This window comes from Micromonospora sp. NPDC002575 (assembly GCF_042889525.1).
In the GTDB taxonomy this organism is placed as follows: Bacteria; Actinomycetota; Actinomycetes; order Mycobacteriales; family Micromonosporaceae; genus Micromonospora; species Micromonospora carbonacea.
Genome location: NZ_JBIARA010000014.1, coordinates 211,844 through 226,361, shown reverse-complemented (window position 1 = coordinate 226,361; position 14,518 = coordinate 211,844). Strand labels below are relative to the sequence as shown.

Here is a 14,518-nt window from a genome sequence, read left to right as displayed (position 1 = left end):
TACGGAAAAAGGTGCTTGAGAATGCCGGCAGTGAGTATGCGGGGTGCCTGGCGGATCAGGGTGGTGAGCAAGGAGTCCCTCTTCGCGCAGCGGATCGTGTTCTCCGGTGACGTGCAGAAGATGCTCAACCTGGACGTCGGGACCTCGGCGTCAGCGAGTGGGCGGCGTTGGGCGCTTCGGTTCGAACACGACCGCGGTGACGGCGTGTGGCGGCCGAACGTCTCGGTGGAAGCGGGCGCCATCGTCCGGCACGGCAACGAGCTCCAGCGGTTGATAGCGACGAAGGACGTGTTCTGGAGCGGTGACCGTGAACACGACGACCTGAAGGTGCTGCTGACCCGCCCGGCGCCTGCGGGTTCCCCGGAGGAGGAGGTGGGCGGCTCGCCCTACGCCGTCGACGTCAACCTGCACGAGCTGCCCCCGGCGCTGATGCTCCCATCGGTGGACAGTCTCGAGGCGCCGCAGGAGAGGCAGCGTTCGTACGGTGGCCAGGGGGCGGGAGTTCCCCTGCGGAGAGGACCGTGGTGAGTTTTGAGACGCCATACGCAGACTCGACGGAGGGACCGCGATGACCCGTACCCCTGAAGGCCCCATCACCCGGCGCGCCCTGCTGCGCGGCGCGGCCGTCGGCGTCGCCGCCGCGGCGGGCGGCGCGCTCACCGCCGCGCCCTCACCGGCGCTCGCCGCACCCGCCGGGTTCCCCACCTACCAGTACGTGCGCGACGCCTTCGCCGGCCCGCTGCGCTACAACCCCACAGGCGAGTTCATCTTCCCCTGCGTGCGTGGCGTCTACGACAAGCTCGACAGCTACCTCGGCCGCTACTACCTCTACTACGCGCCCCACGACGCGCCCGGCGGAATCTGCCTCGCCTACGCCAACCGGCTCGAAGGTCCCTACACCGAATACCCCAACAATCCCATCATCGACCGATATCTTCCTGCGGCCGTCGTCAGCCACGTGTCGTCACCCCACGTCGTCTGGGACGCGCCCACCCGGCAGTTCTACCTCTATTTCCACGGCGAGAACTTCACCACCCGCGTGGCCCGCTCCACCGACGGCGTCCGCTTCACCGACGAGACGCCCATCCTCTCCACCAGGCTCGTGCCCAACACGACCGAAACCTCCTACGCGCGGGTCTTCGAGCACTCCGTGGCCGGCAGGAACAACCGCTACGTGATGGTGTTCATGGGCCTGCACACCATCGGGCCCGGCGCTCGCAAGATCTTCTGGGGCTGGTCGCCCAACGGCTGGAGCGGCTGGCAGTTCGACCCGAACCCGCTGGTCTCACCCTCCGGCGACGGACTCACCGACATCTCCGCGCCGCACCTGCTGAAACGCAACGGCACCGCATACCTCGCCTACCACGGCAACAGCGGCAACATGTACCTCACCGAGGTCGGCAACAACTTCGACCGCGAGGTCCACCTCGGAGTGTTCCACCGGCCGATCGCGTCGGACAACGGCCGCGTCGCGGCCCCCACATTCGGCACCGACGGCGGCGTCCAGTACATGCTCTACGAAGCCGGACCCCGCCTCGACGCCAGAATCCGCGTCGCCCGCGCAGTCGGGTAGCGCCCGCCGGCCGGTGTGTCGCCGGCGGCTGCGGCTGGTCCGTGCGCCCGGTCGCCGCGGGGGACGCCCCGCGGCGACCGGGCGCGTGCGCTTGCCCGTCTGCCCGGCCGCCGGAGCGGAATGCGCCGAGCGGCGACCCCGGTGCGGACAGGTATCGAATCCGGGCACCGGTCAACCCTTTCCGGCTCGCAGCCGTGTGACGGATGTGAGCACCAGACCTTTCCGGCGGCCGGCCCGCCGCAACGGACCCGAGCTGCCGCACGGCGAGATCACCCTCCAGGAGCCGCCGGTCGTTCCGGAGGTTCAGCCCGCGGGATTCCGCTCGCTCGGGATGATCCTGCCGAGCCTGCTGATGACCGGCGGGTTCATGTTCATGATGATGAGCAACTCGCTCAACGGCCCGATGGGCATGGTCATGCTGGTCATGATGGGCGGCGGCATCCTGGGCATGGCCGTGTTCCAGATGACGATGGCCAACGGCAACCGCAAGCAGCAGATCAACGGCGACCGGCGCGACTACTTCCGCTACCTGTCCCAGACCAGGGCGCGGGTCCGCCAGTACGCCGCGGAGCAGCAGAACGCGCTGGCCTGGCGGCACCCCGACCCGGAGTCGCTGTGGTCGCTGGCGATGACCAGCCGGCTGTGGGAGCGCCGGCCGACGCATCCGGACTTCGGCGAGATCCGGGTCGGCACCGGCGCCCAGCGGCTCGCGGTGCGGATCACTCCGCTGGACACCAAGCCGGTGGAGGACCTGGAACCGGTGTGCGCGAAGGCGCTGCGTCGGTTCATCAAGGCCTACACGACGGTGCCCGACCAGCCCGTCGCGCTGTGCCTGCCTGGGTTCGCGCACGTGCGGATCAGCGGCGACCGGGACGTGGCGCGGGGCATGGTGCGCGCCATGCTCGCCCAGTTGGTCACCTTCCACGCGCCGGACGAGCTGCGGCTGGCCCTGTGCATCGGCGTCGAGCAGGCCGAGCAGTGGGAGTGGGCCAAGTGGCTGCCGCACGCCAAGCACGCCACCGACGTCGACGTGGCCGGGCCGGTACGGCTGCTCGGCGCCACCCTCGAAGAGGTGGAGCGGCTGCTGGGCGCGGAGTTCGCGGCCCGCTCCCGGTACGAGGACGACGCCCAGCCCTCCCGCGAGGAACCGTTCGTCGTGGTGGTCTGCGACGGCGGCGTCATCCCGGCGGGCGCCCGGCTGACCGTCTCCGGGTACCGCAACGCCGTCCTCGTCGACTTCGACGGCCGTGGCCTCGCCGACGGGGACAACGTGCTCAACCTGGAGGTGTCCGCCACCGACGTGGACATGATCGAGAAGGACCACGTGGGCCGGGAGGTGCGCACCCGGCTCGCCGCGCCGGACCACCTGGACGTGCCCCGGCTGCGGGCGCTGGCCCGGATCATGGCCCGGCACGCCACCAAGGTCACCGGCGAGCAGCCGGCCAGCGGGCTCAGCGCCGTCCTCGACCTGCCCGACCTGCTGGACATTCCCGACCTGGACACCTTCGATCCGCGCGCCCGGTGGGAGGCCCGCAGGCCCGCCGACCGGCTGAGGGTGCCCATCGGGGTGGCCGCCGACGGCTCCCCGATCGAGCTGGACATCAAGGAGTCCGCCGAGGGCGGGATGGGGCCGCACGGCATGCTCATCGGCGCCACCGGGTCGGGCAAGAGCGAGCTGCTGCGCACCCTGGTGCTGGCCCTGGCCGCCACGCACTCCTCGGAGACCCTCAACTTCGTGCTGGTGGACTTCAAGGGCGGCGCCACCTTCGTCGGGCTGGACCGGCTGCCGCACGTCTCCGCGCTCATCACCAACCTGGCCGACGAGGCCGCGCTGGTCGACCGGATGCAGACCACCCTCCAGGGGGAACTGGTACGCCGGCAGGAGCTGCTCCGCCGGGCCGGCAACTTCACCTCGGCGCGCGACTACGAGAAGGCCCGTGCCCAGGGCGCCGAGCTCGAACCGCTGCCCACCCTGTTCGTGGTGGTGGACGAGTTCAGCGAGCTGATCGCGGCCAACCCCGAGTTCATCCAACTGTTCGTGATGATCGGTCGGCTCGGCCGCTCGCTGGCGGTGCACCTGCTGCTGGCCTCGCAGCGCCTGGAGGACGGGCGTATCCACCAGCTCGAAGGCCACCTGTCGTACCGCATCGGGCTGCGTACGTTCTCCGCGATGGAGTCGCGGGCGGTCATCGGCGTGCCCGACGCGTACGAACTGCCGGGCGATCCGGGCAACGGATACCTGCGTTCCAGCGTCACCAGCATCACCCGGTTCAAGGCCGCGTACGTGTCCGGCCCGCACCGGGTACGCAGCACCGGGCTGCGCCGCGAGGTGATCGCCAGCCAGGTGGTCCCGTTCACCGCCGCAGCCGCCGCGCCCGCCGTCGCGGCGTCGCTCCCGCCGTCGGACCCGGCACCGGACGAGCCGGCCGACACCGGCACCACCGTGCTGCGCGCGCTGGTGGACCGGCTGGTCGACCAGGGTCCGCCGGCACACCAGGTGTGGATGGCGCCGCTGGAGGAAGCGCCCACCCTGGACGACGTGCTGCCGCCGCTGTTGCCCGACCCCGAGCACGGGCTGCGTCCCATCGACGCCGGCCAGCACGGATATCTTCAGGTGCCGGTCGGTCTCATCGACAAGCCGTTCGAGCAGATGCGTGACCTGCTCGTGGTGGACCTGGCCGGGGTCGGCGGGCACGTGGGCGTGGCCGGCGGCCCGCAGAGCGGCAAGAGCACGCTGCTGCGGTCGCTGGTGTGCGGGCTGGCCCTCACCCACTCGCCGCGGCAGGTGCAGTTCTACTGCCTCGACTTCGGCGGCGGTTCGCTGGCCGGGTTGGCCGGCCTGCCCCACATCGGCGGGGTCGCCGGCCGGCACGAACCGGAGCGGGTGAGCCGCACGGTGGCCGAGGTCCGCTCGATCCTCGTCGAGCGGGAACGCCGCTGCGCGGAGCTGGGCATCCACGGCCGGGACGCCTACCTGCAGGCGCAGGCCGACGGCCGCATCACCGAGGACCGGTTCGGCGACGTGTTCCTGGTCGTGGACGGCTGGTTCGTGCTGCGCCAGGAGTTCGAGCCGGCCGAGGAGATGGCCCGGGACATCGCCGCCCGGGGCCTGAACTACGGGGTCCACGTGATGATCTCCATGGGCCGCTGGTCGGAGCTGCACATGTCGATGCGGGACAAGGTCGGAACGCGCCTCGAACTGCGCCTGGGCGACCCGGTGGAGTCCGGAATCGACCTGCGTGCGGCGGCCCAGGTGCCCCGCCGGCCGGGGCACGGGCTGACCGATGCCAAGCTGCACTTCCTCGGCGCGTTGCCGCGCATCGACGGCGTCCAGTCGGCCGAGGGGCTCGCCGCGGCCACCGAGCACCTGGTGTCCGCGGTGGCGGACAGCTGGCCCGGGGAACGTGCCGCCGCCGTGCGCACGCTGCCGGCCTCGCTGCCGATGGCCGAGCTGCCGGCGCCGCAGGAAACCCGCATCGCGCTCGGCGTGGACGAGGACCACCTCGCGCCGGTGTGGCACGACTTCCGGGCGATGCCGCACCTGACCGTGCTGGGGGACACCGAGAGCGGCAAGACGAACCTGCTGCGCCTCATCGCCCACGCGATCGTCACCAGCCACACCCCGGCCCAGGCGCGCATCATGGCCGTCGACTACCGGCGGCAGCTCTTCGACGACGTGCCGGCCGCCTACCGGCTCGGCTACTCGGTCTCGCCGGACAGCACCCGGGACACCGCCGCCGAGGCGCTCGCCGGCCTCCGGCCGCGGGTTCCCGGCCCCGACATCACCCCCGAGCAGCTACGTGCCCGCGACTGGTGGTCCGGCCCCGCGCTGTACGTCCTGGTCGACGACTACGAACTGCTCGCCGGGCACGAGAACCCGTTGGCCAACCTGATCCCGTTGCTGCCCCAGGGCGGCGACATCGGCCTGCACGTGGTCGTCGCGCGGGCCGCGGCCGGAGCGATGCGCCTGTCGATGGACCCGCTGCTGCGGCGCATCCAGGAACTGAACACTCCGGACGTGGCGCTGTCCTGCCCGCCGACGGAAGGCCCGCTGCTGGGCAACACCAAGCCGCGTCCGCTGCCCCCGGGCCGGGCGCTGCTGTGCACCCGGCGCGGCAGCCGGCTGATCCAGACGGCGCTGGCGCCCGCGCCGGAGGTGTCCACCGAGGCCGGCCGATGACCCGCGCCGCCACCCGCCCGCGCCGTACGCCCACCCCGCCGGCCCGCACCGCCGGGCCGGCTGCGTCGGCCGAGGAACTGGCCCGGCGGCTGCGGGCCCTGGCCTGCCTGCCCGGGCCGTCGGCGACGCCGACCGCCTGGCCCTGTGACACCGGGCTGCTGGACTGGCTGCGCCGGATGACCTACCCCGCCCTGTACACCTGGGCGGCCGAGGAGAACCTGGCGCGCCGCTGGATCGGCGGCGACGTCTTCGGCTCCCGCCTCCTGCCGCGGGCACCGGAGTTCCTCGCCGGCGTCGACGTGCGCCGGCTCGCCCCGCACCTGGTCGCGCCGCTGTTGCGGCGGGTGAGCATGACCCGTCCGGCCCCGAGCGCCGCCGACCTGACGCCCGCGGCCCTGGCCGCCGACGCGGGCCCGGTCAGCACGTTCCGGCGCGACGGCGCCGCCCGGCTCTGGGGCCAACCGGAGCACGCGCCGCCGCTGCCCGACGCCACCACCATCCCGCACGTCGTGCACGGCATCTGGCTCGGCCGGCCGCTGCCGGAGTCGAACGGCTTCTGGGCCAACTACGGCGCGGCGGCCGACAGCTACGCCGGCCAGGTCGACTTCGTGCTGTGGACGGACGTCCCGCGGGCCCGCTTCGACGCGGCCCGCGCCACCCCGCCCGCCCCGGCCGGCCGCCCCGATCCCCTGGCCCCGGTGCGCGCCCTGCTGGCCTGGGCCGACACCCACGGCATCCACCTGGTGAGCGTGGCCGAGCTGTTCCACGCGCACGCGCCGATGACCCTGCACACCCCGTACGCCCTGGAGCTCAACCGCAGGCTGCCGCAGGGCTTCGCCGCGGCCAGCGACCACCTGCGGGTCGAGGTGGTGCACCGGTTCGGCGGCCTGTACGCCGACGGTGACCTACGCTTCCTTCCCGACGCCGCGCCTTCGCCGGCCGAGCGGGCCGACCGCCCGGAGGGTCCGGGCGACGACGGCGCACCGGGCGGCGGGTACCGGCTGTTCCGTGGCCGGTGGGACGGGCCGCCGGAGGCTGACGGACCGGCCCGGTTGCCGGACCTGTTCGACCGGGTCGCCGCGTCGACGCACGGGTTCACGCTGCACGCGCTCACCGACGAGATCGTCCTCAACGACGTCATCCTGGCCCCGGCGGGGCATCCCGCGCTGGCGCTGTGGTTGGAGGGCGCGCGGTACAACTACCTGCGCGACCCCCGCGACCTGTACGCCGCCGACGCCCCCGAGCCGGCCGACCCGGACCCGCCCGCCTCGGACCCGCGAGCCGGGTCCGACCCGCCGGTCGCGGGGGCGTCGGGGTGGCGGGGGGAACCGGCCTCCTGGACCTGGGCGGCCACCGCGATGCGCACCGGGCGGGTGCACCACTGGCTGTTGGCCCGGCTGGGCATCGGCGCGGCCGATCTGGTCAAGCCGGCACCGGCGGTACGCGGGCACAGCGAGCTGAGCTGGCTGCCGCCGGTCGACGGCCAGCCGCCGGTCGCCTGCCCCGACGCGGACCCGCTGCCGACCCTGGTCGCCTGCGTGGACCTGCTGCGCTGGCAGCACCTGTCGCGCTCCGGGGACCTGTGTCTCACCGCGGTCGCTCCGCTGGTGCGTGGGCTGCCCGAACCGGACACCGCGTGGACCGCGTTGCTGCTCGCGTTCGGGCACCTCTGCACCGACCTCGGCCCGGTCACGTCGGTCACCGACCGGCGACGCAACCAGGACCAGACCCTCGACGTGGTGGTACTGCCGCCCGAGGCGGAGGCGCTGCTGGACCGCACCGCGTCACCGGCCACCTGGTTCGGTTCCGGTGCCCACTGCGGCGATGCCGGCGGAGCCGGACCGGAGGTCACCGCCGTCCGGGAGCACTGGTTCCTCGGCGAGCGCACGGTCCCGGCCCGGCTGCTGCCGCGGCGGCACGCCCCACCGGACGGACGCGACGGGCGCGACCACATCACGGACCTTCCGGCGGCAGCAGCCGGATGACAAGCAAGGAGAGTCATGGCAGAGACGAAGACCGGATACGTCGTGCCCGGCATCAAACTGGACTCGATCGTCGCCGACGAGGCGACCATCACCGGCATGGTCAAGGCGTTCGCTCAGGCCCAGACCGAGGCCAGGGACAGCCACTCGAACGTCGTGGCCGCAACCGAGGCGCTGACCCGCTCGTGGTCGAGCGACACGGCCGCGCCGCGGTTCCTTCAGGCCGTCCAGCAGTGGCTGGCCGGCTTCCAGAAGGTCCAGCAGGGCCTGGACATGCTCAACCTGAACATGCAGCAGTACGCGCGACTGACCACGACGACCGAGGACGACAGCGCCAGTGGCGCGATGACGGCACCGGCCAGGTGATCCATGATCCGCTGCGCTGCCGGGCGCGGCGGGTCGTGCGGAGGACCCGAGGTGTCACGCACCTGGTGGGCCTCGACAGCGAACCTGGCGTGACCTGGCTCCCGACAGCGTCCTGAGCTGCCGCAAACGCACGCTGCCGGGCTGTTGCATGGTCCCGGCCCGGCTGCTGCCCGCCGCCCGCAGGTAGCAATCGGTGCGGACGAAAAACCTGTGAACTCCCGTGACCGCGCGCACGTGTTCGGGATATGAGCGTCGAGCGTGGGGAACTCTGCCGACTGCTGGTGGTCGGGCCGACCAGCCAGGTCGACGTGAGTCTGCCCACCCACATTCCGTTGGCCGACATGATGCCGGCCCTGCTGAGCGCGCTGGGATCGGACCTCGCCGATCGTGGTCTGGAGCACAGCGGCTGGATCGTGCAGCGGCTGGGTGGACCGGCCTTCGACGAGTCCCGCACCGTCGCCGATCTCGACCTGGTCGACGGCGAGGTCGTGCACGTACGTCCACGTACCGACCAGATCCCGCCGCTGGCCTACGACGACCTGGTCGACGGCGTCTCGGCCGGCATCCGCAAGCGGTCCGGGCTGTGGCGTCCGCAGACCACCCGCGTCACCGCCCTGCTGCTGTTGGCCGCCTGGCTGGCCGCCTGCCTGGCCGCCGCACGGATGTGGCCGGCCGAGTCCCGGAACCCGGCGCTGCTCGCGGCGATGGCGGTGCTGTGCTTCGTCGCGGGCTTCGCGGTGGCGCGCAAGTTGGCCGACCGGGCCACGGCCGGCATCCTGGGGGCCGCCAGTGTGGTCGGTGCCGTGGTCGCCGCGCTGGACGCGGCCGGCGACGCCCCCGTGCCCCGGCTGATCCTCCTGGGTGCCACCGCCGGCACCGTCGCCGCGTTGCTGGTGGCCGCGTTCGTCTTCCCGCGCACCGGCTGGCGGCCGATCGCCGTCGGCCTGCTGGCGGCATGGCTGCTGGTCGCCGCCGCGCTCGCGCTGCACAGCAGGGCCACGCTGGACTGGACCACGATCGCCGCGGTCACGGTCGTCGTCACCACGGCGCTGCGCCCGGCGGTGCCGCCGGCCGCCTTCAAACTCGCCGGGTTCGCCCTGCCGGAGATGCCCGTCGAACCGGCGGACCTGCAGAAGGACATCGACCCGGAACCGGCCGCCGGGGTGCTCACCCGGGCCGCCGTCGCCGACCAGTTCATGACCGCCCTGTACGCGGCGCTCGGACTGGTCTCCGGTGCCGCGATGGTGTGGCTGGCGACCGCGCCCGGCCGGGCCGCACCGCTGGCCGCCTGGCTGGCCGCCACCGCCCAGATCCTGGTGACCCGCCCGATGACGAGCGTCTGGCACCGGGTGGCGCTGGCCGGTCCGGCGTTGGTCGCCATGGCGGCCTGGTGCCTGACCGCACCCACGGACCGGGGTCCGTTGGCCGCCCAACTGGCGATCGGCTGCTGCCTGCTCCTGGCGGTGGCGTGCGGGGTGGCCGCCCGGATCCCGGTCGGCCGGCGGTTCAACCCGATCTGGGGCCGGATGGGCGACCTGGCGCACACCGCGATGGTGGCCGGCCTCGGGCCGACCGTCGTGGTCATCACCGGCCTGATCGACGTGATCCGGGCGCGGGTGGGTTGACATGTCGTCGCGCCGTGACCAGGTGGACGCCCAGCGGTACATGATGGCCCGGGTGACCGGTGCGCTGGTGCGGGCCGAGCCGGAGACCGCCGAGTCACCGACCCGCCGGGACCGCACCGGCACGATCGTCGGTCTGGTGCTCGGGGTCCTGCTGCTGGGCGGGGTCGCGATCTGGGCGCTCATACCCGGGTCGGGCTCGACCAGTTGGCAGCAGCCACGGATGCTGGTGGTGGACGCCTCGACCGGGGCGCGGTACGTGTTGGTCGACGGCCGGCTGCGCCTGGTCAACGACGTGGCGACGGCCACCCTGCTGGCCGGCGGTCGACTCACCCCGGTCACCGTGTCGTCGGCCAAACTCGCCAGGGTGCCGCAGGGCCCGGCGGTGGGCACCCCGGCCGGGCCGCAGGTGCTGCCCGCGGCCGACCGGGTCAACCAGGGTGTGTGGCGGGCCTGTAGCCGGGACACCAGCCGGGTCGTGCTCGACGTCGACGTGCCGGCAGCCCCCGACCCGCTCGGCGACGGGCAGGCGCTGCCGGTCACCGCGGGCGGCAAGACGTACCTGCTGTGGGGCGGGCGACGGCTGCTCCTTCCCCAGCCGTGGATGGCCGACGTGCTGGGGCTGGGGCTGCTCGCTCCGGTGCCGGTGGCGACCGCCTGGCTGGAGTCGATCCCGCTGGGCGGCACGGTCGGCCCGCCGAAGGTGGCTCGGGCCGGCGACGCAGGCCCGAGGGTGGCCGGCCGGCCGACGTCCATCGGCCAGATGTTCGCCGTGGACATGGGCAACGGCAAGGTCGGCCACTACCTGATGACCGCCGACGGGCTGGCCCCGCTGACCGAGACCGAGTACCGGTTGCAGCGGGCCACGCCGGGCGCGGCCAAGGAGACCGCCGTCACCGCTGCCGATCTGGTCGCCGCCGGCCAGCGCAGCCCGGTGCGGCCGCTGACCACGCTCCCGGCCACCCCGCCGGCGCCGCCGTCCCTGCCCGAGGACGCCGTGGTCTGCGCGGAGTACGCGGGGCAGGCCGACGAGAAACCCAAGGTCGTCCTGGCCAGCGGGACCGGCATGCCGACGGGCGGCAGCGGCGGGAAGCCCAGCGTGACGGTACGGGTGCCGTCGGGCGGGGGAGCGCTGCTGATGCCCCCGGCCGACGCCGACACGGACCGGTGGCGGCAGCAGGGCCTGCTGGTCAACGAGCGGGGGATCGCCTACCCGATCCTGGGCGGCGACGTCACCACCCTGGGCTACTCGCTCGACCAGGCGGTGGTCATGCCCAAGCCACTGGTCGCCATGCTGCCCCCCGGGCCGGCGCTGGTCCGCCCGGAAGGGAGGTGAGGCCGCGGGGTACCCGCACGTCCCGCCGCCGTGGCCCGCCCCTCGGACGGACGCGGCAGGCCGGAGCACATGTCCCACCTATCGCCACCACACGACCGATAGAAGACAAGGAGAGTCATGCCAGTCAACCGGCAGGGAATTGTCGCCGACGAGGCGACCATCAAGGGCATGGTCATGGCGTTCGGCCAGGCGCAGGCCGAGGCCAAGAACAGCCAGCAGGCCGTCACGGCCGCCAGCAGCAACCTGTCCGCCCAGTGGCAGAGCGACTCGGCCGCGCCGCGGTTCCTCCAGGCCGTCCAGCAGTGGCTGAACGGCTTCCAGAAGGTTCAGCAGGGCCTGGACATGCTCAACCAGAACATGCAGCAGTACGCGCAGCTGACCACCACGACCGAAGACGACAGCGCGATGCGGGCCGGCGGCTGGGCCGTCGGCTGACCGCCCAGCCCGCACCTGTGAAACCCGGGCCGACGAAACCCGGACCGACGAACGACAAGGAGGCCGAGAATGGCCAACTACAGCATTAACCCCGCTGCGGTTCAGGCCGTCGCCGACGAGATGGCGAGGGAGACCCGCGAGCTCGACCAGTCGCTGGCGAACCTCCAGGCATCGGTGGCGAGGTTCACCGCGGCCAACAACGGTCAGGCGCCGGAGGCCTACAAGGCCGCCCAGGCGCTGTGGAACCAGGGTCAGCAGGAGATGAGGGCGGCCCTGGCCCTGGGGCAGCAGCGCCTCCAGGAGATCAACGTCAACTACCAGCACGGCGACAACCGGGGCGCGGCCATCTTCAGCTAGCACCCCGCCGAACCCGACCTCGCACGAGGCCGGGGCGGCAGTCCCGCCGAGCCGACACCGGGTCAGGCGCGCTGGTCCGCCGCACCACCGGGTGGACCAGCGCGCCTGACCCGCGACCGTCCAGGAACTCGTCGGGACCCCGGCCCCGGCCGGCGTGGGCAGCCGAGTCCCGCTGGCCCGTCTCCATCCGAGAGGAACACCCGATGAAGAACATCGTCATCAACGAGAACTACCTGCGGAAGCTGCACGGCACCTACACCAAGCAGGTCGACGAGATCGATCTGATGTACGGCAAGAACTACCCGTACGGCTCCCTGCCGGATTCGACAGTCGACATCACCAAGCAGTTCAAGCTGCGCCTCGGCGGCAAGGGCTTCACCGAGGCGGAGGAGCTGACGGGGGCGATCGACGTCGTCCGGGCCGGCCTGGCCAACCGGCTCAAGGGCGCGCGAAGCGAGCTCAACAACCTGGAGCACGGCATCAAGTTCCTGCTGGCCGACTCCGAGGCCGTCGAGCAGACGAGCACGCTGAGCGCCGAGCAGTTCGAGTACTTCATGCCCAAAGCCGGGGGTTAGTCATGGCGAACACCGCGACGTTCGAGGATGCCCTGGCGAGCATTCTGGGGCTGGTGCTCGGCGGTGGAGAGGGCGGCGAAAAGGCTTCCATCAACGACAACTTCCGACCGCGGACCATCAAGGGGCCCGGTTACTGGCTGATCACCCAGACAAGCACGCTCAAACACACCGGCAGCTGGATGCCGGAGTACAACAAGGACGCGGTCACCTTCTACCGGTGGAAGCAGAACGGGGCCACCAAGCACATCACCCGGGTGACGGTGTGGGTGGGCGTGACCAGCCGGGACGACACCCAGGGGCAGAAGGGCAACTCCACCGACCCGGGAAACTCGACCAACGCCGACGGCAACCCGGTCGTCTCGCTCGGCAACGCGTGGGAGCGGATGATCGCCGACCTGCCGAAGGTGGCCGGGCCGAACAAGGCGTTCGACCCGGACTCGATCGGGTCGGTGCGCGAGATCCTGGCCAACCTGACCACCCACGCGGTGGGGATCTCGAGCGAGCTGACCGATCAGGTCAAGTCGGTGAACGCCAAGAGCCCCGACTTCAAGGGCTCCGCCGAATCGGCCTGGCGGCGTCGGGTGCAGGAGGCGAACAAGTACCTCGCCGACGTCCTGCCCCAGTTCAAGACCTGGGACACCTCGCTGTCCCAGGTCGAGCAGGCCATGAGGGACTTCATCACGGCGGTGGCCGACACCTTCGAGAAGTGGTCCTCGATCCACCCGGCCGGCACCTGGCAGCACCCGTACCGGGTCATCGCCACCATGTTCAACGAGAGCACGCTGCAGTACGGCGACCTGCACGACGGCCAGTCGAACGCCTGGGACCTGGGTCAGCAGTACGCCGACACCGGAGACACGGCGGGATACGACCGCCAGGGCACCAAGTTCGGCGGCTCGGACGCCGGCACCGTCATGTGGACGCCGCCCGGGTGGGTGAAGTACCACTCGTTCGACGCCTTCAGCATCCCCGAGTGGAACAAGCTGGACCAGCATCTGCGCCAGATGTGGGCCGACAACGCCCTCAAGACCTTCGCGCCGGCGGTGCTCGCGGCGAAGAAGTTGGTGTCGGTGTTCGCCGAGGCGCGCAACCCGCTCAGCATCACCGACCCGAAGCCGGTCCCGCCCAACCCGATGCCCAACGACGTGGGGATGCCCAACGGCGGCTTCCCCAACAACCCGTTCGGCAACATGGGGAACCCCTTCGCCAACTGGGGCAACCCGTTCGCGAACATGGGCAACCCCTTTGCCAACGTGGGTAACCCGTACGCGAACATGGGCAATCCGTACGCGAACATGGGCAACCCCTTCGCCAACGTGGGCAACCCGTTCGCGAACGTGGGAGCCAACTTCGGCAACCCGTTCCCGAACGGCGGCGGCGTGGGTAACCCGTTCGCCAACGGCGGCGGCGCCGGCGCCTTCTTCCCCACCAGCCTGGTGCCCAATGCGGGTGCCGGCGGTGGCGCGGGCAATCCGTTCGCCAATGGCTTGGGCGCCTCCTTTGCCGGCGGTGGCGCGGGCAATCCGTTTGGTGGTGGTGCGGGCGGCAACCTTCCCGCCGGCATGATGCCCAACTCGGTCGGCGCGTTCGGTGGTGGCGCGGGCGGCGGCCTTCCCACCGACCTGAAGGTCAAGTCGGGCATGCCGTCCGCCGGTGGCGGCGCGGGTAACCCGTTTGCCAATGGCGACCTGGACGGCGCACTCGGCGGCGGTGGCGCGGGCAGTTCGTTCGGTGGTGGTGCGGGCGGCAACCTTCCCGCCGGCATGATGCCCAACTCGGTCGATGCGCTCGGTGGTGGCGCGGGCAATCCGTTCGCCAACGGCGGCCTGGACGGGGCACTCGGCGGTGGTGGCGCGGGCGGTCCGCTCGGTGGTGGCGCGGGCGGCGGCCTTCCCACCGACCTGAAGGTCAAGTCGGGCATGCCGTCCGCCGGCGGTGGCGCGGAGAATCCGTTCACCGGTGGCGCCGGTGTGGGCAACCCGTTCACCGGGGGCGGCGGGGGCACCAACCTGCCGACCAAGAACCTCGGGCTCAGCCGCAGTCCGTCGGGGCCGCAGTCGTTGGGTGACCTGACGCCGTCGCAGTTGCGGCA

Annotated in this window: 10 protein-coding genes and 1 pseudogene; all 11 read left to right on the top strand. The window is 72.1% G+C overall.

Annotated elements, in window-relative coordinates; all coding sequences use genetic code 11:
* Positions 1–30: 30 nt before the first annotated feature.
* Positions 31–528 carry a hypothetical protein gene (locus ACFYWL_RS21550; RefSeq protein ID WP_386975333.1) on the top strand — a complete coding sequence of 166 codons (498 nt, stop codon included), beginning with the start codon at positions 31–33 and terminating at the stop codon, positions 526–528.
* Between the two features lie 40 nt (positions 529–568).
* Positions 569–1,573 carry a hypothetical protein gene (locus ACFYWL_RS21545; RefSeq protein WP_386975331.1) on the top strand — a complete coding sequence of 335 codons (1,005 nt, stop codon included), beginning with the start codon at positions 569–571 and terminating at the stop codon, positions 1,571–1,573.
* 205 nt (positions 1,574–1,778) lie between these two features.
* Positions 1,779–5,753, top strand: coding sequence for a type VII secretion protein EccCa (gene eccCa / locus ACFYWL_RS21540; protein ID WP_386975329.1), 3,975 nt, complete (start codon positions 1,779–1,781; stop codon positions 5,751–5,753).
* On the top strand, positions 5,750–7,738 hold the full coding sequence (locus ACFYWL_RS21535) for a hypothetical protein (protein WP_386975327.1): 1,989 nt from the start codon (positions 5,750–5,752) through the stop codon (positions 7,736–7,738). Before eccCa ends, ACFYWL_RS21535 begins: the two co-directional genes overlap by 4 nt.
* Positions 7,739–7,753: 15 nt before the next feature.
* Entirely contained in the window at positions 7,754–8,101 is a 348-nt protein-coding gene (locus ACFYWL_RS21530) for a WXG100 family type VII secretion target (RefSeq protein WP_386975325.1), read from the top strand.
* 245 nt (positions 8,102–8,346) lie between these two features.
* Positions 8,347–9,726, top strand: coding sequence for a type VII secretion integral membrane protein EccD (gene eccD / locus ACFYWL_RS21525; protein ID WP_386975323.1), 1,380 nt, complete (start codon positions 8,347–8,349; stop codon positions 9,724–9,726).
* Position 9,727: 1 nt separating this feature from the next.
* Entirely contained in the window at positions 9,728–11,059 is a 1,332-nt protein-coding gene (eccB, locus tag ACFYWL_RS21520; protein WP_386975321.1) for a type VII secretion protein EccB, read from the top strand.
* Positions 11,060–11,176: 117 nt separating this feature from the next.
* Positions 11,177–11,494: a WXG100 family type VII secretion target gene (locus ACFYWL_RS21515; RefSeq protein ID WP_386975319.1), complete on the top strand. Its 318-nt coding sequence runs from the start codon at positions 11,177–11,179 to the stop codon at positions 11,492–11,494.
* A 69-nt stretch (positions 11,495–11,563) separates the two neighbouring features.
* A complete protein-coding gene (locus ACFYWL_RS21510) occupies positions 11,564–11,851 on the top strand; it encodes a WXG100 family type VII secretion target (protein WP_178064866.1) in 288 nt (95 codons plus the stop codon).
* 203 nt (positions 11,852–12,054) lie between these two features.
* Positions 12,055–12,426 (top strand): hypothetical protein, encoded by a 372-nt coding sequence (locus tag ACFYWL_RS21505; protein WP_386975317.1) that lies wholly within the window; start codon positions 12,055–12,057, stop codon positions 12,424–12,426.
* Positions 12,427–12,428: 2 nt separating this feature from the next.
* Positions 12,429–14,518 (top strand): annotated as a pseudogene (locus tag ACFYWL_RS21500) (hypothetical protein); the annotation flags it as partial.

Excerpts from the sequence above, each read along its gene's own strand:
- ACFYWL_RS21515 (WP_386975319.1), top strand. The coding sequence starts at position 11,177 with ATGCCAGTCAACCGGCAGGGAATTGTCGCCGACGAGGCGACCATCAAG.
- eccD (WP_386975323.1), top strand. The coding sequence starts at position 8,347 with ATGAGCGTCGAGCGTGGGGAACTCTGCCGACTGCTGGTGGTCGGGCCG.
- ACFYWL_RS21535 (WP_386975327.1), top strand. The coding sequence starts at position 5,750 with ATGACCCGCGCCGCCACCCGCCCGCGCCGTACGCCCACCCCGCCGGCC.
- ACFYWL_RS21505 (WP_386975317.1), top strand. The coding sequence starts at position 12,055 with ATGAAGAACATCGTCATCAACGAGAACTACCTGCGGAAGCTGCACGGC.
- ACFYWL_RS21545 (WP_386975331.1), top strand. The coding sequence starts at position 569 with ATGACCCGTACCCCTGAAGGCCCCATCACCCGGCGCGCCCTGCTGCGC.
- ACFYWL_RS21510 (WP_178064866.1), top strand. The coding sequence starts at position 11,564 with ATGGCCAACTACAGCATTAACCCCGCTGCGGTTCAGGCCGTCGCCGAC.
- eccB (WP_386975321.1), top strand. The coding sequence starts at position 9,728 with ATGTCGTCGCGCCGTGACCAGGTGGACGCCCAGCGGTACATGATGGCC.
- ACFYWL_RS21530 (WP_386975325.1), top strand. The coding sequence starts at position 7,754 with ATGGCAGAGACGAAGACCGGATACGTCGTGCCCGGCATCAAACTGGAC.